Origin of the sequence: Pseudohongiella sp. (assembly GCF_040877505.1) — a bacterium.
In the GTDB taxonomy this organism is placed as follows: domain Bacteria; phylum Pseudomonadota; class Gammaproteobacteria; order Pseudomonadales; family Pseudohongiellaceae; genus Pseudohongiella.
Genome location: NZ_JBBDNQ010000040.1, coordinates 90,017 through 109,891, shown reverse-complemented (window position 1 = coordinate 109,891; position 19,875 = coordinate 90,017). Strand labels below are relative to the sequence as shown.

Sequence of the window (19,875 nt, the reverse complement as noted above, 5' to 3'; positions counted from 1 at the left end):
TCTCGGACTCCTGTCCTCCGCGGCATTTGTGCGTCCTGCATGGCAGCCGCTCTCGGACTCCTGTCCTCCGCGGCACTTGTGCATCCTGCACGTCGTCTACCAATTTCGCCACCCGGGCGGGGGCCTTTTTTGGAAGCTGCGCATTATATAGTAATCACCAGCCTAAACATAGTTGCGGAACCTGTCGCTGAACCACCATGTTGCATCAATCGGAATCGCCAGGAATCTCCGTGTCGGGCCCGATTTCATTCCATTTGCTGACTTTGCCGATGGGCGTCGCGACCAGTTTCAGCCTGATTCTGGGCTGCAGTAATTCATTGAAGCGGGAGACATCCTGTTCGGCCGGGTCCAGCCAGGCATCCAGTGTGGCCTGGTCATCGGGGAGTATCAGGGGCATGGATTTGGGGTGGATTGTCTGCGCCCAGACACCATTGTCAGGCGGCGGCAGTGTGATGATGCTGGCGGACAGGGCTGTTTCGCCGGTGTCGTGGTTGACCCACTCCCGGTAGACGCCGCCGAAGGCGATGGCGTCGCTGACAGGGCGCAGTTTGTGGTAGGTCTTGCCGTCGCCGAGGCCTTCGATGAAGGCGGATGCGGGTATCACACAACGTGATTCGCGGTAGGGTTTGTAGGCAAGTGCCCTGGGGGTATCGAGCTTGTCGGATCGGCTGTTAAAAGACGCGTACTTGTAATTGGGTTTCAGGGTGACGGGATCCAGCATCAGCCACCAGGTGGCATCGCTGACGCGTCTCTCGTCGTCCATCTGGCGCACGATGCTGATGGTGGAACCGGGCGCGGCGTCCGGTGTGAAGCGGAATTCCGGATACAGTGTGATGCCGAGATGATGCAGAAGCGTCATGACTTCGTCGCTGTCGATTACGTTAAAGCGGCCGCACATGGGATTCTCCGAACCGGTTGGCAGAAAATGCTACCACGAATTCACTGACGGCATAGCCAGTGCGAAATAGCCTGCGCGCAATAGGCAGCTCCTGCTGGACATCCAATCGGACCGGCGCTACCTTTGTGGATATTGAGTACTGCCAGAGCCCAATCAAGAGCCAGAACGATAAAGAACTAGAGCAATAAAGAGCCCATCCATGACAACACCCCTGCCCGACGGCCTGATCGTCATAGCCAAGGCCGACTGCCCGACCTGTCGCCTGGTCGAGCCCCTGCTGGCTGAGCTGGCGGCCGTCGGCCCATTGCATGTTTATGTGCAGGATGACAATGATTATGCCGCCGCTGTGCCCGGTACTCTCTACGATGAAACACTGGAGCACTCCTGGCGCCTGGATACTGAATTTGTGCCCACACTGATACGCATGAAAAACGGTCAGGAAGTATCGCGCACCTATGGCTGGGACAAGACCGAGTGGCGCGCTATCAGTGGTTTGAACGGACTGGGCGAGGATCTGCCGGCTATGCGCCCCGGATGTGGCTCCAAAACCCTGGAGCCGGGCATTGCGGAACGGCTGGAGCTGGCATTTGGCGATGTCCGGCTGCAATCCCGGGAAATTGATGTCAGTGCTGAGGAAGACGCGATTGAGGCCTGTTATGCGCGCGGCTGGAGCGATGGGCTGCCGGTGGTGCCGCCGACGCCGGTAAGAGTTCTGCGCATGCTCAAGGGCACACCCCGAGACCCGCAAGAGATCATCGGCACCATGCCGCCGGATCTGGTGCCCTGCACCGTTGAAAAAGTCGCCATCAATGCCGTCATGGCGGGCTGCAAACCGGAGTACATGCCGGTCCTGCTGGCAGCTGTGGAGGCGGCACTGGAAGATGACTTCGGCCTGCATGGGCTGATCTGCACCACCATGTTCGGCAGTCCGATGATCATGGTCAATGGCCCCATTGCCAAGGCCATCGGCATGAATTCCGGCAACAATGCGCTGGGCCAGGGCAACCGTGCCAATGCCACCATCGGGCGGGCCCTGCAGCTCATAATTCGCAATGTCGGCGGCGGGCGCCCAGGCGAGATTGACCGGGCAGCGCTGGGCAATCCGGGCAAGTACAGCTTCTGTTTTGCCGAGGCCGAAGACAGCGAATGGCTGCCGCTGGCCCAGGAGCGCGGCATTCCCGTCGGCCGCTCCGCCGTGACCGTGTTTCCCGGCGAGGGGGTGCAGGGCATCATCGATCAGAAGTCCCGCGACCCCGACTCGTTGGCCCGGTCGATAGCGGAGTCGCTGCGCGCGGTGGATAATATCAAGCTGGCGATGGCCGGCGATGCCGTACTGGTGGTGTCGCCTGAGCACGCGCGGATATTCATTGAAGCCGGTTGGTCAAAGCAGCAGCTGCGCGAGACGCTGGAGCAGCTGCTGATGGCGCCGGGCGAAGATCTGGTCGTGGGTGCCCGTGGCATGGCCGAGGGCATTCCGGCGCGTTTCAAGGACAAGCAGGTACCCAAGTTCAGGCCGGGCGGCCTGCTGATAGTGCGGGCCGGTGGCACGGCCGGCCTGTTTTCTGCGATCATCGCTGGCTGGGCCGCTTCCGGCCCGGTTGGCTCTTCACCGGTGACACGAGAGGTTTTATAAGAGGACACGTTATGAACGAAAACATACTGCTGGATCCGACGGCGGAAAACGCCCCGGCGCAGCGGGCACGGTTATCCCGGCCGGACAGTCTGGATGGCAAGGTTGTGGGTCTGCTGGATATTTCCAAGCCGCGCGGCAATGTCTTCCTGGATCGCATCGAAGAGCAGCTGTCGGCACTTGGCCTGACCGTCAAACGCTACAGCAAGCCTACTTTCACCCGCCCTGCCCCCACTGAGCTGAAGCAGCAGCTGGCCGCTGAAGTGGATGTGCTGGTGGAAGGACTGGCTGACTGAGGATCGTGTACGTCGTGCTGTATGCATGACATAGCCGATCTGGAGTCACGACAGATTCCGGGAGTTGGAGTTGCCTCTACCGAGTTTATTGACGCGGCGGCAGCACAATCCAGAACGCTGGGTTTCGATCCGGCCATGGTATTTGTGCCGCACCCGATTCAGAACCGCACGGATGCGGAGATGCGCACCCTGGCCGATGAGGCTTTGGGGGATATTCTGCGCCTGCTGCGCACCGATCAGGATACTCCCGACCAGGAAACCGAAGACACCTGACACGTCAAGTCAACTTGCCATGTCGGAGATGCTGTCATGAACAACATCTTCGATACACGCCCACCGGCAGTGGACAAGGCGCTGGCCTGGCCGGGCATAAGGGCATTGATAGCCTGTCACGGCCGCACCCTGGTCGTGGACGCGCTGCGCGCAGCACTTCAGCAGTGGCGCGATGGCACACTCCAGGATGAACAGACGCTGGTGGCCGAGGTGCAGACTAGCATCGAGCAACTGCTGGCCCCCACCTTCAAACCGGTGTTCAACATGACCGGCACCGTCATTCACACCAACCTGGGACGTGCGCCCCTGCCGCCCGAAGCTTTTGATGCCATCGCTGCAGTGGCAAGCGGCGCAAGCAATCTGGAATACGATCTGGACCGCGGTCAGCGCGGCGACCGCGATGCTCATGTCGAAAACTGGATCTGCCGGCTGACCGGCGCCGAAGCCGCCACGGTGGTCAACAACAACGCTGCTGCGGTGCTGCTGGTGCTTAATGCCCTGGCGCTGCGCCGGGAGGTGATTGTTTCGCGCGGGGAACTGATTGAAATTGGTGGCTCCTTCCGCCTGCCGGACATCATGGCGCGCGCCGGCTGCAAACTGCGTGAAGTCGGCAGCACCAATCGCACCCATGCCCATGACTACGCCGATGCCATCAGCGCCCGCACCGCATTGCTGCTCAAAGCCCATACCAGCAACTATATTGTTCAGGGTTTTACCAGCAGTCTGAGCGAAGCCGAGTTGGCAGACATCGCGCGTCAAAATGACCTACCGCTGGTTGTCGACCTGGGCAGCGGCTCACTGATTGATATGCAACGCCTGGGTCTGCCGGCCGAACCTGTGGTACGTGAGGTGCTGGCCCAGGGTGTGGATGTGGTGACGTTCAGCGGCGACAAACTGCTGGGCGGCCCACAGGCCGGCATCATCGCCGGACGTGCGGACCTGATCGCCCGCATTCGAAAAAGCCCGCTGAAACGTGCCCTGCGCTGCGACAAACTCACGCTGGCAGCGCTCTCCGCGGTACTGCGCCTGTATGCGAATCCGGACACACTGGCACAACGCGTCCCCACCCTGAGATTGCTGAGCCGGACTCGACCGGATATCCAAAAGACAGTTGCTGCGCTGTTGCCAGCGTTAACAACCTGGGGCGGCGACGCCGTTGTGGTGGACAGCTGTGATGTACTCAGCCAGATCGGTTCCGGTTCGCAGCCGCTTGATCGACTGCCCAGCGCCGCGCTGCGCCTGCGCAGTCAGCTCACCAACAAACGCGCGCGCAGCCGACAGCTGCGTGAACTGGCCGAGCAGCTAAGACAACTGCCGGTGCCGGTGATTGGTCGCATTGCCGATGACAGCCTGCTAATGGACTGCCGCTGTGTGGAAGACCCACAGGCACTGGCAGCGCAATGGTTGAACCACCGGTTTACTTCCCGTTTTGATCAAGAGCCTGCACCGTGATCTTTGCCACCGCCGGGCATGTCGATCATGGTAAAACCACGCTGATCGAGGCACTTACCGGCAAAAAAACCGATCAACTGGCCGAAGAACAACGCCGCGGCCTGACCATCGATCTGGGTTTCGCCTGGCTGCATGACACAGAGGCCGGCATACTGGGATTCGTAGACGTGCCAGGTCATGCACGGTTTATTCGCACCATGCTGGCCGGGCTGGCTGGCGTGGATGCCGCTTTGCTGGTGGTGGCTGCCGATGAAGGCCCCATGCCGCAAACCCGCGAGCACCTGGCCTTGCTGGATCTGCTGGGCATTCATCGTGGCATTGTCGTGATCAGCGCCGTGGACCGGGCTGATGCGCAGCAGCGTATGGATTGCCAGGCAGCCATTCAGGCACTGCTTCAGCACAGTGCACTGGCTGATTCGCCAGTGATACCGGTGGACTCACTCAGCGGTCAGGGGATGCCGGCATTGCTGACGGCGATCAGGACCCTGTCGGCGACAACACCCGCTCGCAACGCTTACGGCCAGCCCCGCTTCCTTGTCGACCGGCGCTTTACGGTACCCGGCGCCGGTTGTGTGGTAACCGGCACCTTGCTCAACGGATGCCTGAATCTGGCACATCCGACACCATTACGACTGGCACCTGTGCACAGGACGCTGCGACTGCGCGGCATCCAGATTGATGGCGAACCGGTGACCGAGATCCGTAGCGGCCAGCGGGCGGCATTAAACCTGACCGGCGAGCTGAACGGCGACCATCCACAGCGGGGGGACTGGCTGGTGGCAGCTGAACTGTATAAAACAGATCAGGTTGAGATAGGTCAAGTTGAGATAGGTCAGGCTGGGATAACTCAGCGACTCGATGTGCAGCTGAGGGTGTTGCCGCAGCAAAAAATGCATCGTGGCACACTGCAGATCCTGACCGGTGCCAGTGCCGTCAGTGGCCGCCTGGTCTGGCTGGAAGCGCCTGTCGGCCCGGAAGCGCGTGGCGGCACAAAACAGCAGACGGGACTGGCACAGTTGCTGCTGGAAAAACCCGTGCATGTGATCACCGGCGACGCTGTCATTGTGCGCGAACCCGCATCCAATATCACACTGGGCGGCGGCCGGGTACTGGATCCGCAGGGACGCCAACGCGGCCGCAGCAGGCCCGAGGCGCTGGCGCGGTTGAACGCGTTATCGACGGTTGATACTGCAGTTGACGCACTGGCAGTCGAGCTGAAACATCAGGCGGAAATCAGTCTGCCGGCTTTTGCCCGGCGCTGGAATCTGACGGCACCGGAACTGGACGCCTTACTGACAGTGCAGACAGTCGTCACGTTGGGTGAAAACGGGCTGAGTCACGCGCGGTTTGCCGTTGCATCAGAGATTATTGTGCAACGTGTGCGACTGGCCCATACCGAGCAGCCCGGGCAACTGGGCGTGCACCCACAGGCGTTGCTGCGCGCGGCAGACACGGGTCTTTCTGCGGCCACGGCAACCCGGCTGATCAACGAGCTGGTAGCCAACGGGCAATTGCGCCGCCATGGCGTTGTTGTTGCCCTGCCCGATCATCAACCTGTGCTGCCAGCACTGGACGAGGCACTTTATCATCGGGTACGCGAAGTTTTGGTCAGTGGCGGACTGCGACCACCGATTGTCGGTGAACTGGGTGAGACACTGGGGCTGGAGCGACAGGATATGCTGGCCGTCATGCAGCGACTGCAAGGCTGGGGTTATGTGCTGGCGGTCGCACCCAACCGCTTCTATCTGCCAGAGCAGCTGGATGATCTGGCGGCAGTGGCACAGACCTTGTGCCAGGCAAGCACGGACGGCGGATTTTCCGCAGCCGATTACCGGGATCGCGCCGACATTGGCCGCAACCTGACGATCAAGGTGCTGGAGTATCTGGACCGGGCTGGTGTGACGGTGTATCGGGACCAGCGACGCTATATGCGTCCGGGCTGGCAGCGGGCGGTGACCGGCAAAATCACGTAAACTGCAGGTGTTGGAAAAGGAAGGACATCGTCCCCGGTGGGGCGCCCGGACTTCAAATCCGGTGAGATGCGCAGCGCGCGTCTGGTGGGTTCGACTCCCATGTCCTTCCGCCACTAAACGCAAATACCCTGAGATCAGCAGGTGATTGATCTTTTTTAGGGGTTGAGACTACTGATGGCGCTGAGACTATAGATAGGGTTGAGACTATAGATAGAGTGGAATTGGAGGCTGGGGTCGGAATCGAACCGGCGTACGCGGAGTTGCAGTCCGCTGCATGACCACTCTGCCACCCAGCCTGTACTGTTCCAAATTCACCTGACTGGCAGGCAATTTCCGGACTGGCCAACGCTGCCCCGGGGGACGTTGCGCTGTGACTGGCCTGTGGCCGTAAGTTTGGAGCGGGAAACGAGACTCGAACTCGCGACCCCGACCTTGGCAAGGTCGTGCTCTACCAACTGAGCTATTCCCGCTTTACTTGGTACTACACTTGGTACTACTGAAGAGGCCCGAATTGCTTGGCCTTCCAGCTCTTTTGCAGTGCGTTTTTACTCACTCCGAAAGAGGCGCTTATTCTAATGCCATTCGGTGTGAAGTCAAGCGCAAATCGTCAAATTTTTCACTGTTTTGACGTCAAAACCGGTATTGCCTTGATCAGGTATTGCGCCATCGACCAGATGCTCAAGGCGGCGGAAAGATATATCAAAGCATAACCCAATTGCAAGAAAAACAGTGGCCATGCCGGTGTATAAGCCAGCAGCACAATAATCGCCAGCATCTGCACCGTGGTTTTGACCTTGCCAATGTACCCAACCGCCACCGCGTCACGCTGGTTGTTGCTCGCCATCCATTCGCGCAACGCAGAAACAAAGACTTCGCGCCCGATAATGATGGCCGTTGGCACCACAAACCAGGCGCTGGGATAGTTCGCAGTGAGCAGCACCAGTGCCATCACCACCAGCAGTTTGTCTGCCACCGGGTCCAGGAAGGCGCCAAAGGGCGAGGTCTGGTTCAGACGCCGGGCCAGGTAGCCGTCCAGCCAGTCGCTGAGACTGGCGATGGTGAACAGAAACGCTGCGATCAGCTGGCTGTGTTGGATTCCGCTGTAGTACACCAGCACAATCACCGGTACCAGCAGAACGCGACAATACGTCACCAAATTGGCGGCATTCAGCATGCAATAATTCCCTGTTTCAACGACTTCTCCTCCATATTCTGGTGTAAACAAATTCGTGTAAATGCTCTTGAAAAGCGTATTCGAGGCAGCCAGTGCAAGGCAAAAACAGGCTCACAAGCGCAGTTTACACGCCCCATATTCAAGTACGAAGAGCAATGAGCATTGTGAGCCTGTTTTTAACGAAGCAATGGCAACGACGATAGCTTATCAAAGCATTTTACTCGTTGTGGAGCGCGTCATAAATAACAGCGGCCAGTTTTTTGCTGATACCAGGCGTGCGCGCCAGATCAGACTCACTGGCCCGCATTATCTCCTGTTGACCACCAAAGTATTTTAATAGTTCACGGCGACGTGAGGGACCCAGGCCGGGAATCTGCTCCAGCGGCGACTGTTGCCGGGTTTTTGCCCGGCGCGCGCGATGGCCGGTAATGGCAAAACGGTGAGCTTCGTCGCGCACCTGCTGCAGCAAATGCAGGGCGGGCGAATGCCCCGGGATCGCCAGTTCCTTCATGCCCTCGGCCGTGGCCACAAACAGGGTCTCCTGCCCGGCCCGGCGGCTGATGCCCTTGGCGATGCCGACCAGCATGATCTCCGGTAGCTGGCAGCCCTGCAGCACATCGATGGCTTGAGCCAGTTGGCCTTTGCCGCCGTCAATCAGCAGAATATCAGGCACCTTGCTGGCCAGCAGGGCCTGGTCTTTGACACTGCCGATATGATTGCTGTCGGACGATGCCTCAGCCTGCTCGTCACTGCCCTCTCCCGGTCCCCCCGGTCCGGCGCTGGGCGCATCCTGCAGCGCCTGCAACTGGCTGCTGAGCTTGCTGTAGCGCCGTGTCAGCGCCTGGTCCATGGCGGCATAATCATCGCCGCCCTGTATGCCTTCAATATTGTAGCGGCGGTAGTCTGATTTCAGCGGGCCATTGTGATCGAACACAACACAGGCACCTACCGTGCTTTCGCCCATGGTGTGACTGATATCAAAACACTCGATGCGTTGCGGCAGCGCATCCAGGCCCAGCTCTGACTGCAGCAGCTCAAAGCGCTTATACATGCTCTGGCGGTTGTTGATGTGGCTTTGAATCGCCTGCTGCGCATTGGACAGCGCCAGATCGCGCCAACGCGCACGGTGACCCCGCACACTGCCGCGCACGCTGACACTCTTGCCCGCGGCCGTGCTGAGTGCTTCCTGCAGGCTTTTCTGTTCCCTGATCAATGGAAAAATGATCACTTCGGCCGGAATGGCCGCTGCCGCCACCTCGCCGCTGTCGCGCAGATAGTACTGCGCAATAAACGCTTCCAGCAGGTCTGCCGGTGTCTCTGCCAGGCGATCCTTGGGATAAAAGTTGCGACTGCCGATGATGCGCCCGCCGCGGATGACAATGACGTGCACACAGGTGTATGCGCCTTCCAGCACCGCCGCCAGCACGTCGGCGTCGCTACCGTCTCCGGAAATCACCTGCTGGCTCTGAATACGCCGCAGATCGGAAATCTTGTCCCGAATGCGTGCGGCCTGTTCGTATTCCAGGGCATTGGCTTTCTGCTCCATGCGCTGACCCAGGGACTGAATCAGCGTATCACTGCGGCCCTGCAGGAACAGGCTCGCATCCTCTACATCCAGTGAATAATCCGACGGTGAGATCAGGCCCACACAGGGCGCCGTGCAACGTCCGATCTGGTGTTGCAGACAGGGTCGGCTGCGATTGCGGAAATAGCTGTCTTCACATTGCCGTACACGGAAGACTTTCTGCAGCAGGGACAGACTTTCGCGCACGGCACTGGCGCTGGGATAAGGGCCAAAAAAGGTGGCATCGCGCCGGCGGCTGCCACGGTAAAACGCCAGACGCGGATATGCGTCTTTGTGGGTCAGCATGATATAGGGGTAGGTTTTGTCGTCGCGCAGCTGAATATTGTAGGGCGGCCTCAGCTTCTTGATCAGGTTCTGCTCCAGCAGCAGTGCTTCGGTTTCGCTGTTGGTGACGGTGACATCGATAGACGCGATGTGTGACACCAGCGCCATGGTTTTGGTGTCCAGTCCGCTGGCACGAAAATAGTTACTGACCCGTTTCTTCAGGTTGCGTGCCTTGCCCACGTACAATACATCGCCGTTGGTATCGATCATGCGATAAACGCCCGGGCGCTGACTCATCACCGCCAGCACGGATTTAGCGTCAAATAGCGGCGCATCAAACACCGGGCCGGTTTTTTGTTTATCGCTGCTCATAAACCACCCGGCGGCGCTGGCACAATGCATACCTCCGGCTGCAGACGCACACCGAAGGTATGTTGCACACTGCTCACAATTTCTGTGGCCAGGTCCAGGATCTGCTGCCCGGTGCCGCCGCCGTAGTTGACCAGCACCAGCGCCTGTTGCCCATGCACCCCCACCGCGCCACGTCGCACGCCTTTCCAGCCGGCCTGATCAATCAGCCAGGCAGCAGGAATCTTGACGTCTGTCGTGGCGGCGGTGGCGCTGGTTGTGGTGGCACTGGTTGTGGCGCTGGTAATTGCAAAAACGGGAATATCCGGCCAGCGCTGCTGCAACGCGGCGCAGGCATCGGCACTGATGACGGGATTACGAAAAAAACTGCCGGCATTCCCGAGCTTTGCCGGATCCGGCAGTTTACTGCGGCGGATGGCACAGACCGCGTCGAACACCTGTTGCGGACTCATGTCGGCGCTGGCACCGGGGTACTGCAACAAAGCAGGATAGGTGACCACGGCGCGCGGTGTGCGACTGAGCCGGAAGGTGCAGGACAGAATAATGGCGGTGTTTTTTAATGTTCGTTTGAAAATACTGTCGCGATACGCGAACTGGCATTCATCCCGGTCCAGCTCCCGGACCTGAACTGTCTGCGTATCAAAGTAACGGATGGACACCAGCGTGTCGGCCAGCTCTACGCCGTAGGCGCCGATGTTCTGCACCGGTGCGGCGCCCACGCTGCCGGGAATCAGGGCCAGGTTTTCCAGGCCGTACCAGCCCTGACGCAGACAGTATTCAACCAGTTGGTGCCAGTTCTCCCCTGCCGCCACAGTGACCAGCACGGCGTCTGTATCAGCCGGGTCAGCCTGATGCCGGATGCCTGCCAATTGCATACGCACGACCAGCCCGGGCACATCCGCATGCAGCAACATGTTGCTGCCGCCGCCCAGAATGGTGACAGTCAAATCCCGGTCATCAGCCTGTTGCAGCGCCGCTGGCAGTTCATCCTCCTGATCAATACGACACAGCCATTGCGCGCGTGCCGGCACCGCAAACGTGGTCAGAGGCGCCAGATCCGCATCCGCCTGCCAGGCCATCAACGCTCACCCGTGGTTTGACTCTGCAGGCGTGACTGCAAATCTGACTGCAGGTCTGCCTGGGCTGCCGCCAGCAATGCAGCACAGGCCTGTTCAACCAGATCCAGCACCTGCTCAAAGCCTTCATCGCCACCGTAGTAAGGATCAGGTACATCGATTGCTGATACAGCCGCATGCGACAATAACAGACTGACTTTGTGCGCCGATCCTTCCGGCGCCATGGCCAGCAGATGATTCAGGTTGCTGCTGTCCATGGCGAGGATATGATCGAAACGATGGAAATCTTCCACACTGACCTGACGCGCCCGCTGCGGGCTCATGTCATAACCGCGACGGGCAGCGGCAGCACTTGAGCGCGGATCGGGTGCTTTGCCAATGTGGTAGGCCGCTGTACCGGCCGAATCAACCACGATGTGGTCCTGTAGACCGGCGTCGGCGATGCACTTTTCCATGACGGCCTGCGCGGTGGGTGAACGGCAGATATTACCCAGACAGACCATCAGGAAACGGGTTTGCGTGTTCATCAGTATTCGCTTTCACTGAGGAAGGCACTGACAGCGGCCAGGTCTTCCGGCGTATCGACGCCGGCCGGCACGTGTTCGCAGGCCTCATCCATGATGATACGGACGCCATGGTGCATCGCGCGCAGTTGCTCCAGTCGCTCACTGATCTCCAGCAGGGATCGCGGCCAGGATACAAAACGGTTGAGGGTTTTGACTCGGTAGGCGTAAATGCCGATATGACGTTTGCCATGCACATCGCCTGCATTTGCACCGGGCGTGGCGCCCTGCCAGGGCAAGGGCGAACGGCTGAAATAAAGCGCAAATCCGTCGGCGTCGGTGACCACTTTTACCGCGCTGGGGTTCGTCAGTTCGGTGCCATCGTGAATGGCATGATAAAGGCTACTGATACCCGCACTGGCATGTTGTTCCAGATTCGCCGCCACCTGGTTGATGGTAGCCGGCGGTATCAGGGGTTCGTCACCCTGCACATTGACCACAATGGCGTCATCGGGCAGGGCCAGCGTCTGCGCGACTTCCTGGATACGGTCGGTGCCCGACTGGTGATCTTCCCGGGTCATGACAACCTCGGCGCCGAACTCGCGCGCAGCACTGGCGATGCGGGCGTCATCGGTAGCGACATAGACGGCAGAAGCGCCGCTTTCACAGGCACGTTCATAGACGTGCCTGATCATGGGTTTGCCGGCAATATCCAGCAAGGGTTTGCCCGGCAATCTTGTTGACGCAAAACGCGCCGGTATCACCACAATAAAACTCATTTGCGATTCTCGCGCTCGTCAGAACTCAGGGTCCGGGCCTCGTTCTCCAGCATCACCGGAATATCGTAACGTATGGGGTAAGCCAGGGCATCGGCGTAGCAGATCATTTCATTCTGCTCGCGAATATAAACCAGCGGGCCTTTACAGACCGGGCATACCAGTATGCTGAGTAATTTCTTGTCCACGCTTGTTCTCCGCGTTGTACAGTTTGCTGTCGAATGCGTTATTGCTGTTGCGAAATGTCCTGACGCCGGGATGTCAGCGTCGGCTGCCGATTGTTTGTTGCTTGCCTGCGCAGGGCCAGTGTGTGCGCCACCTGATCACAGAATGCTTCGGAAAATGCATGATCCAGCTCTGCGCTGACCACCAGATACCACCAGTGATCACCGGCAAATTTTTCGCATTTAACGGCGTCTTTTTCCGTCATCAACAAAACCTTATCATGAGCATAGGCCAGCTCGACAGCGCTGTAAATGTGATGATCATCATAGGCATGGCATTGTGCCTGTATGCCCAATTCCTGCAGGGTAGCAAAAAAGCGCTGCGGGTTGCCGATACCGGCCAGCGCATGCACGTTCTCCCGATCCGGCTCAGATGGCGAGGACGGCTGGGATGGAAAGCACAACGCCAGCGCCTGCAGCTCGACACGGGCACCAGTTTTTACATTGACCCAGTATTCCGGCACCAGACGCATGGTGGACACCGGTGTCTCACCGGCAGACAGTTCATTTTCGCTGAGTACTTTATTGGCGCCATTGATGACCACGTAGTCGACGTCCTTCAACCGCGTCGGCGGTTCGCGCAGAGGGCCGGCCGGCAGACACCAGCCGTTACCCAGCCCGCGTGCACCATCCACCACCACAATCTCTATGTCCCGCCACAGGCGGTAATGTTGCAAACCGTCATCGCTGATCACCACATCGCAACGGCCGCCGTCGACCAAGGCCTGCAAACCGCGGCTGCGCTGAGGGTCCACCACCATCGGGCCATGGCTGTAACGACGCAGCAAGCGGGCCTCATCGCCGGTGCTGGCGACATCGCTGTCCGGCGTCACTGCAAAAGGATACTGCGCCGCCCTGCCCCCGTAGCCCCGACTCAGTATACCAGCAGTGATGCCACGTTCATGCAGGGCGTTGGACAGCGCCAGCACCAGAGGTGTTTTGCCGGTGCCGCCGACAGCAATATTGCCCACCACAATAACCGGCAGCGCAGCCTGTTGCTGCGTGACTTCCTGCCGCAGCCGGCGCCGCCCGGCCAGCCAGCTGAACAACGTACTCAGTGGCCACAACAGGATCAACCAGCCTGCTTTGTTGTACCAGGCTTTGACCAGAAACATCAGTCTTCTGCCTCCTGCGCGCCGCCGGTATCCGCTGAGTTCAGCGATGATTCGGCGAACTGCAGACGATGCAGGCGCGCATAGTGTTTATCCAGCGCCAGCAATTCGGCGTGGGAACCCGATTCCACGATGCGCCCTTTATCCATGACCAGGATCAGATCCGCGCTTTCGATGGTCGACAGGCGATGCGCAATGACAAAGGTAGTGCGGCCACGCATCAGTTCATTCAGAGCCAGCTGGATATGCTGTTCAGACTCGGTATCCAGCGCCGACGTGGCTTCATCCAGAATCAGCACCGGCGCATCTTTCAGGAAGGCGCGCGCAATGGCCAGGCGCTGACGCTGGCCACCTGACAGCAAGGTACCACCGTCTCCCACCTGCGAATCAAAGCCGTCCGGCAGCTGGGCTGCAAACTCGGTAACATGTGCGTTGTCAGCGGCTCGCTGGATCTGCTCGGCAGTCACTTTGTCGCCGATGCCGTAGGCAATATTGTCGGCCACACTGCCTTCGAACAACACCACTTCCTGGCTGACAATGCCGATCTGTTCACGCAGATTGGCGAGCCGGTAGTCCGCCAGGGAAACGTCGTCCAGACGGATGTCGCCGCTGCTGTGTTCATAAAAACGGGGCAGCAGGCTGACCAGCGTGGATTTGCCACTGCCCGAACGTCCCACCAGGGCGACGGTTGTGCCCGGCTCCACGCGCAGATTGATGGCCTGCAACACCGGTTCGTCTTCCTGATAAGCAAAACCAACATCGCTGAACTCGATCAGGCCGCGGGCACGTGTGGTTTCATGTGAACCCTGGTCAGTCTCCGCCGGCGTGTCGACCAGCTCAAAAATGCTGGTGGCTGCGGAGATGCCGCGCTGGATAACCGCATTGACACCTGACAGCTGGCGAATGGGTTTGGCCAACATGCCAGCCACGGTCAGGAATGACACCAGTTCTCCCGGCGTGGACGCGGCCAGCAGTTCCGGCGACAGGGCAAACCAGATCAGGATGGCCATGGCAACACTGACCAGCAACTGAATCAGCGGCGTTGCAGTGGACTCGGTGGCCACCATTTTCATATTCTGCCGCCGGTTTTTTTCACTGGCACTGGAGAAACGGTCGGAGACATAGTTACTAGCATTGAAGGTGCGGATGACCCGCTGGCCTTTGATGGACTCGTTGGTGATCTGGGTGACATCACCCATGGAGTCCTGCATTTGACGACTGTAGCGGCGATAGCGCGTGGTCGCCAGATGCACAACAAAAGCGACACAGGGCGCCACCAGCAAAAATACCAGACTCAGGCGCCAGTTCACCCAGAACAGATAGAGCAGCAGACCGATCACGGTCAGGCCCTCGCGCATGATCACGGTGATGGCATTGGTGGCCGCGCCCTTGATCTGCGCCACATCGTAGGTCACCTTGGAGACCAGGCGGCCGATGCTGTTCTGGTCATAATAACGCACCGGCACGGCCAGCAACTGATCCACAATTTCGCAGCGCAGCTTGTGTACGACATGATTGGCGACATGTTCCAGCGCGTAGTGGCCGAGAAAACCACCCAGGCCGCGAAACAGAACTATCAGTATACAAAGCAGTGGCGCCAGAACGCGCGCATCCGGATTCTGAATCGCGACCTGATCGATGGTCCAGCCCAGCCATGCCGCCGTGGCGGGCGTGGTAGCGGCAAAAATAAGGTAGCCCAGAAAACTGATGCCCATGATGCCCAGGTAGGGAAGAATGTAAGCGATCAGGCGCTTGTAAACCTGCCAGCCGGTCATCTGCGGCGCCGGTTCCTGCACCGGGGTCCCCGGTTGGTTCTCGGGCTCGGGCTGGGGCTCGGTCTCGGGTTGGGGCGAACCGGGATTAGTTTCACTCATGGTGTCTGTCTACCTTCATGGCAATTCTTCTCCGCCATCATTGTCCGGCGCTGTCGCGTCATTGTCGCCGTCTTCTGCCCGCCGCGTGGCAATGCTCAGACGACTGAAGCCGGACTGCCCGATAGCGTCCATGGCAGTGACCACCGACTGGTGCGTGGCTTCGGCATCGGCGATCAGCAACACCGGCGTGCTGCGATCGCCTGCTGCCGCATCGATCAGGGCGCGGCCCAGTGTCATCATGTCACCATCGGCCAGTACGCGGTCGTTGACGCTGTAGCGCCCCGACTGACTGACCAGCACTTCGATCTGATTGGGTATGGGTTCGGCCTGCTCGGCATTGGCCTCGGGCAGATCGACGGCTATTCGGGTTTCGCGGGTAAACGTGGTGGTGACCATAAAAAATATCAACAGCAGAAACACCACATCAATCAGGGGCGTCAGATTGATGGCTGGCTCCTCGAGGGTGCGTCGGGGAAATTTCACGCTGAGGGCTCTTTATCTGCTGAGGTGACCTTGAGATCACCCAGATCGACGGGCGCTTTGTCGAGCGCGTCAACCAGCTTTGCCGATTCCTGCTCCAGCGCCAGCACCAGCGAGTCCACCTTGCGGATAAAGTAGCGGTGGCAGGCAAATGCCGGAATGGCCACACACAGGCCAGCTGCCGTGGTGATCAGTGCTTCGGAAATACCGCCGGCCAGGGCGCTGGCATTGCCCGTGCCCTGAATCATGATTTCAGTGAATACCCGTATCATGCCAATCACCGTGCCCAGCAGGCCCAGCAACGGCGTAATCGCGGCAATGGTGCCAAGGGTACTCAGATAACGCTCCAGTTCGTGGATCACCACGGCAGCACTGTGCTCGATGGCGTCCTGCATCTGGGTGCGCCCCTGCCTGGCGTGCAGCAGACCGGCGGCCAGGATCTGACCCAGTGGCGATGCCAGCCGCAGTTCTCGCATGCGGGTTGAATCCAGTTCGTTGTTCTTGATCCAGGTCCAGACCTGCCCCACGGCATAACGCGGCGCAATGCGGTTGACCGACAGGGACCAGGAACGTTCAATGACAATCGCAATCGCCAGAATGGAGCACAGAATTATCGGCAGCATCAGCCAGCCGCCCGCCATCACGATTTCTACCACAAACGTTGCCTCTCTCGTCTCGCGCGGATACGGCCGCTACTTTACCATATTCATCCGGCGGGATGTTATGCCAGAAGCGGCGATAACGCTGGCGATGCGTCGCTGACAGCAATGGCCCGCCGGGCGCACCCAGCTCGATTTGCACCGCACCTGAGCGTGGCGTCTGACAGACCACGCTGCCGTTGTGGCGCAAACGCCGGACCACTGACGGCGACGGATGCGAGAAACGGTTGCGATAACCGGCCGACACCACGGTCAATGCCGGTTGCACAGCCTGCAAAAACGCCAATGACGACGAGCTGGCGCTGCCGTGATGGGCCGCCTGCAGCACGTCCGCTCGCAAACCTGACGGCCTGTCCCGGTGTCGGCGCAATAACGCGGTTTCGGCAGCCAGCTCTATGTCCCCGGTCAGCAGCGCCCGCTGCCCGCCGGCACTGATCAGCAGCACACATGAACTGTTGTTCTCGTCACCGTTGTGGTCGGGATGCGGATGCAGAATTGCAAAGCTGACGCCATCCCATTGCCAGCGCTGCCCCGCCCGGCATTGCTCGAAATTCGGCTGGCCCGTCTGATCCTCCCCTTTACCCTGGCCCTGGGACGGCGTCGATCCGCCACCGAGTCTGCGCCGGATGGGAAACTGTTCTGCCACCGAATCTGCCCCGCCGCTGTGATCCTGATGCCAGTGGCTGATGATCAGCATGTCCAGAGTGCGCACATCACGCAGTCGCAGATAGGGCGTAATGACCGCGCGACCGGTGTCGAACTGCGGGCCCAGCGCGGGCCCGGTATCAAACACCAGGTTGTGCCGCCGGGTGTGCACCACCACGGCCAGGCCCTGCCCTACATCAAGAAACTGTAACTGCGCCTGACCATGGGCGGGTCGCGGTCGATCAGCTGGCCATAATAAAGGTGTCAGTAAACACAAAGGCAACAGCCACGGGGTGCGCGAGGGCACCAGCCCCCTGGGAGAGAGCAGCAACAGCACCGCCAGCATCGCCGACGCCGCAGTGACAAACCCGGGTGGCGCGGGCTGCCAAAGCGCCGGCCCGGTCTGCGCCGCCACCGACAACCCGGCAAACAGCCAGCCCAGCAAGAGATCGGCCAGCGCCAGTGGCCAGATCGCGAGCATCGGCAGCCATATCAACAACAATGCGCCGGACAGGGCCAGCGGCACCACCAGCAGACTGACCAGAGGAATGGCCAGCACATTGGTCAGCGGCGAAATCAGTGACACCTGCCCGGTCCACAGCAGCAGCGGCAACAGCAAACCCAGACTGACCGCCCACTGCGGCTGAATCCATTTGCGCCACAGCAACTGCCAGGACAGACGTGACGGCGGCCCTGTGTCGGCACGGCGATAACCGGTAAATGCAAACAGCAATGACGCCACGGCAGCAAAGGACAACCAGAAACCGGCCTGGGTGACACTCATGGGGGCCAGGGCCAGCACCAGTGTTGCTGCCAGCAGCAGGCTGTAACTGGGCAGAAAGCGCCGACCCAGCAGATGCCCGGACATCAATACCAGCACCATGATCAGGGCCCGCTGCGTGGGCAGCGAAAATCCGGCCAGCGCGCTGTACATCAGCGCCGCCAGCACCGCCGCCATGGCAGCGTATTGCTGCGCCGGCAGCCAGGACATGAGCCGGGGTAACAGCCGCACCAGCAGATTGATCAGGGCGTAGGCGGTCATGGCAACAAACCCCACATGCAGCCCGGAAATGACCAGCAAGTGGTTAGTGCCGGTGCGCGTGAGCAATTGCCATTGCGCATCGGAAACACCGTCGCGATCACCCAGGATCAGAGCGCTGAGCAGGCCCGGATAATCCAGGTCAGGTGCCAGTTCATACAAACGCTCGCGCAGGCCCGCCCGGACCGACTGCAGACCGGGACCGGCCGGCGCCAGACGTGCATTAAAAGTGGTGTCACGGACGTAACCCCGGCCTATGATGCCGCGCTGAAACAGGGCGGCTTCGTAGTCATAACCGCCGGGATTGGCAAACCCATGGGGCCGGTTCAGCCGCACCCGGAAGCGCCAGCGCTCCCCCGGCCACAGACGCAGGCCCGCGTAATCGTTGAGACTGATGCGCGCACCGGTCATGCCTGTTGCCTGTGCCGGGACCGGGCAGTCACGCGGATGCAGGCGAAAACAGGCCGACTCGATTTGCAGCTCGAATTGTTGAAATTGTGCGTTGGGCGACGGCAGACTGATAATCTGGCCGCTCACCCAGAAGTCCACACCCTCCAGCTCACGCGGCAGCTGTTGGTGTTGATGACGCGCGGCATGCAGCCAGGACCATAAAAGGCCCAGCAGCACAGCCAGCAACAGCAGCACCAGCAGGCGACAGCGACCTGTTGGTTGCCAGCAAAACGCCACCACCAGCGCAACCACTGCGCACAAAAGCAGACATACGATGCCGACCACGGGCCATGGTGGCAACACCGGCACCCGGCTGAACAGCCAGATACCCAGACAAAACGCCAGCATCCCTGCGCGCATAAAAAATCATGACCGCCGCAACGGCGGCCTCCGGGTTTAGTTGAAATCATCATGCAATTCAGGTCAGCATCCGATGCCAACGGTAATTGAATCCTACATTCGGGGTTGATGAAGCTTACTGGCGATAAGCCGATTCAGGCTGACACCCGACTCCGCCGCTTCGATTGCCAGCGAGCGATGCGTTTCCGGTGGGACACGCACCATAAACTTGCCGCTAAACTGCTTTGACGATATGGGCTCCGGAATCTTCTCTTTGTGCTTAACCATGTCTTCCAAACAGTCTCGCACTAAACAGCGAATGCCTTTAAGCGCTTCCTCTGGAGTATCCGCCAGCCAACTCAACCCGGGAAACTCTATGCATAAACCTACATTCTCCTGATCTTCCTCAGACCAGGTCACCCTGTAGGTATAACGATCAATTGTTGTTACCACTTAGCACCTCCAACCGCTCAACTGCCCGAAGCACCTGCCTGACTTGATAGGCTTTTGCCATACCCTTGGCACTCTGAATATTGACCCTGGGATCTCCATGCCAAAGAGTTCTGTAAACCCGATGACTCGATCCCGACTGACGTGGTTCGCCAAAGTAGGCATCGCAGACTTTGCACAAGTCACTGAATTTGATGCTACTGGGGCTACTCCGCATTCGGGTAAGGATATGGTGAAGGCCAGCCATAAAAAATGATACCATTAATGATACTATTTTCAAGGTCGAGTTAGCGGGTCAGTTGCGCGGCAGATCACATGAAGTGCTCTTTCTGCT

General features: G+C 59.6%; 17 protein-coding genes and 3 tRNA genes. 5 read left to right on the top strand and 15 right to left on the bottom strand.

Annotation, left to right across the window (positions count from 1 at the left end; all coding sequences use genetic code 11):
• Positions 1 to 205 precede the first annotated feature (205 nt).
• Positions 206 to 898, bottom strand: coding sequence for an SOS response-associated peptidase (locus WD071_RS14715; RefSeq protein WP_368049150.1), 693 nt, complete (start codon positions 896 to 898; stop codon positions 206 to 208).
• A 199-nt stretch (positions 899 to 1,097) separates the two neighbouring features.
• Here WD071_RS14715 and WD071_RS14710 point away from each other — a divergent pair, with 199 nt between their 5' ends.
• The 5 genes from WD071_RS14710 to WD071_RS14690 all read left to right on the top strand — a co-directional run bounded on the left by WD071_RS14710 (position 1,098) and on the right by WD071_RS14690 (position 6,635).
• Positions 1,098 to 2,531 (top strand): thioredoxin family protein, encoded by a 1,434-nt coding sequence (locus tag WD071_RS14710; protein ID WP_368049149.1) that lies wholly within the window; start codon positions 1,098 to 1,100, stop codon positions 2,529 to 2,531.
• A gap of 11 nt (positions 2,532 to 2,542) precedes the next feature.
• Complete coding sequence (locus WD071_RS14705) at positions 2,543 to 3,097, top strand: UGSC family (seleno)protein (RefSeq protein ID WP_368049148.1); 555 nt, start codon at positions 2,543 to 2,545, stop codon at positions 3,095 to 3,097.
• Between the two features lie 36 nt (positions 3,098 to 3,133).
• On the top strand, positions 3,134 to 4,549 hold the full coding sequence (gene selA / locus WD071_RS14700; protein ID WP_368049147.1) for an L-seryl-tRNA(Sec) selenium transferase: 1,416 nt from the start codon (positions 3,134 to 3,136) through the stop codon (positions 4,547 to 4,549).
• Positions 4,546 to 6,522 (top strand): selenocysteine-specific translation elongation factor, encoded by a 1,977-nt coding sequence (selB, locus tag WD071_RS14695; protein WP_368049146.1) that lies wholly within the window; start codon positions 4,546 to 4,548, stop codon positions 6,520 to 6,522. Before selA ends, selB begins: the two co-directional genes overlap by 4 nt.
• 18 nt (positions 6,523 to 6,540) lie before the next feature.
• Positions 6,541 to 6,635, top strand: a tRNA-Sec gene (locus WD071_RS14690).
• 109 nt (positions 6,636 to 6,744) lie between these two features.
• Here the strand turns inward: WD071_RS14690 and WD071_RS14685 are convergent.
• From WD071_RS14685 to WD071_RS14620, 14 genes are all read right to left on the bottom strand, one after another.
• Positions 6,745 to 6,818, bottom strand: a tRNA-Cys gene (locus tag WD071_RS14685).
• Positions 6,819 to 6,916: 98 nt separating this feature from the next.
• Positions 6,917 to 6,992 (bottom strand) — tRNA-Gly (locus WD071_RS14680).
• A gap of 146 nt (positions 6,993 to 7,138) precedes the next feature.
• Positions 7,139 to 7,693 (bottom strand): CDP-diacylglycerol--glycerol-3-phosphate 3-phosphatidyltransferase, encoded by a 555-nt coding sequence (pgsA, locus tag WD071_RS14675; protein ID WP_368049223.1) that lies wholly within the window; start codon positions 7,691 to 7,693, stop codon positions 7,139 to 7,141.
• 220 nt (positions 7,694 to 7,913) lie between these two features.
• Entirely contained in the window at positions 7,914 to 9,917 is a 2,004-nt protein-coding gene (gene uvrC, locus WD071_RS14670) for an excinuclease ABC subunit UvrC (protein ID WP_368049145.1), read from the bottom strand.
• Positions 9,914 to 10,993, bottom strand: a complete 1,080-nt coding sequence (murB, locus tag WD071_RS14665; RefSeq protein ID WP_368049144.1) for a UDP-N-acetylmuramate dehydrogenase — start codon at positions 10,991 to 10,993, stop codon at positions 9,914 to 9,916. The genes uvrC and murB overlap by 4 nt, the downstream gene beginning before the upstream one ends.
• Positions 10,993 to 11,517: a low molecular weight protein-tyrosine-phosphatase gene (locus tag WD071_RS14660; RefSeq protein WP_368049143.1), complete on the bottom strand. Its 525-nt coding sequence runs from the start codon at positions 11,515 to 11,517 to the stop codon at positions 10,993 to 10,995. Before WD071_RS14660 ends, murB begins: the two co-directional genes overlap by 1 nt.
• The gene (gene kdsB, locus WD071_RS14655) at positions 11,517 to 12,272 is read right to left on the bottom strand and encodes a 3-deoxy-manno-octulosonate cytidylyltransferase (RefSeq protein WP_368049142.1); all 756 of its coding nucleotides are present in this window, start codon (positions 12,270 to 12,272) and stop codon (positions 11,517 to 11,519) included. The genes WD071_RS14660 and kdsB overlap by 1 nt, the downstream gene beginning before the upstream one ends.
• Positions 12,269 to 12,457 carry a Trm112 family protein gene (locus tag WD071_RS14650; RefSeq protein WP_368049141.1) on the bottom strand — a complete coding sequence of 63 codons (189 nt, stop codon included), beginning with the start codon at positions 12,455 to 12,457 and terminating at the stop codon, positions 12,269 to 12,271. The genes kdsB and WD071_RS14650 overlap by 4 nt, the downstream gene beginning before the upstream one ends.
• A 38-nt stretch (positions 12,458 to 12,495) precedes the next feature.
• Positions 12,496 to 13,608: a tetraacyldisaccharide 4'-kinase gene (gene lpxK, locus WD071_RS14645; RefSeq protein WP_368049140.1), complete on the bottom strand. Its 1,113-nt coding sequence runs from the start codon at positions 13,606 to 13,608 to the stop codon at positions 12,496 to 12,498.
• Complete coding sequence (gene msbA / locus WD071_RS14640; RefSeq protein ID WP_368049222.1) at positions 13,608 to 15,380, bottom strand: lipid A export permease/ATP-binding protein MsbA; 1,773 nt, start codon at positions 15,378 to 15,380, stop codon at positions 13,608 to 13,610. Before msbA ends, lpxK begins: the two co-directional genes overlap by 1 nt.
• 114 nt (positions 15,381 to 15,494) lie before the next feature.
• Entirely contained in the window at positions 15,495 to 15,962 is a 468-nt protein-coding gene (locus WD071_RS14635; RefSeq protein ID WP_368049139.1) for an ExbD/TolR family protein, read from the bottom strand.
• On the bottom strand, positions 15,959 to 16,615 hold the full coding sequence (locus tag WD071_RS14630) for a MotA/TolQ/ExbB proton channel family protein (RefSeq protein ID WP_368049138.1): 657 nt from the start codon (positions 16,613 to 16,615) through the stop codon (positions 15,959 to 15,961). Before WD071_RS14630 ends, WD071_RS14635 begins: the two co-directional genes overlap by 4 nt.
• The gene (locus WD071_RS14625; RefSeq protein WP_368049137.1) at positions 16,533 to 19,112 is read right to left on the bottom strand and encodes a DNA internalization-related competence protein ComEC/Rec2; all 2,580 of its coding nucleotides are present in this window, start codon (positions 19,110 to 19,112) and stop codon (positions 16,533 to 16,535) included. Before WD071_RS14625 ends, WD071_RS14630 begins: the two co-directional genes overlap by 83 nt.
• Positions 19,113 to 19,205: 93 nt before the next feature.
• The gene (locus WD071_RS14620; protein WP_368049136.1) at positions 19,206 to 19,544 is read right to left on the bottom strand and encodes a type II toxin-antitoxin system HicB family antitoxin; all 339 of its coding nucleotides are present in this window, start codon (positions 19,542 to 19,544) and stop codon (positions 19,206 to 19,208) included.
• Positions 19,545 to 19,875 lie beyond the last annotated feature (331 nt).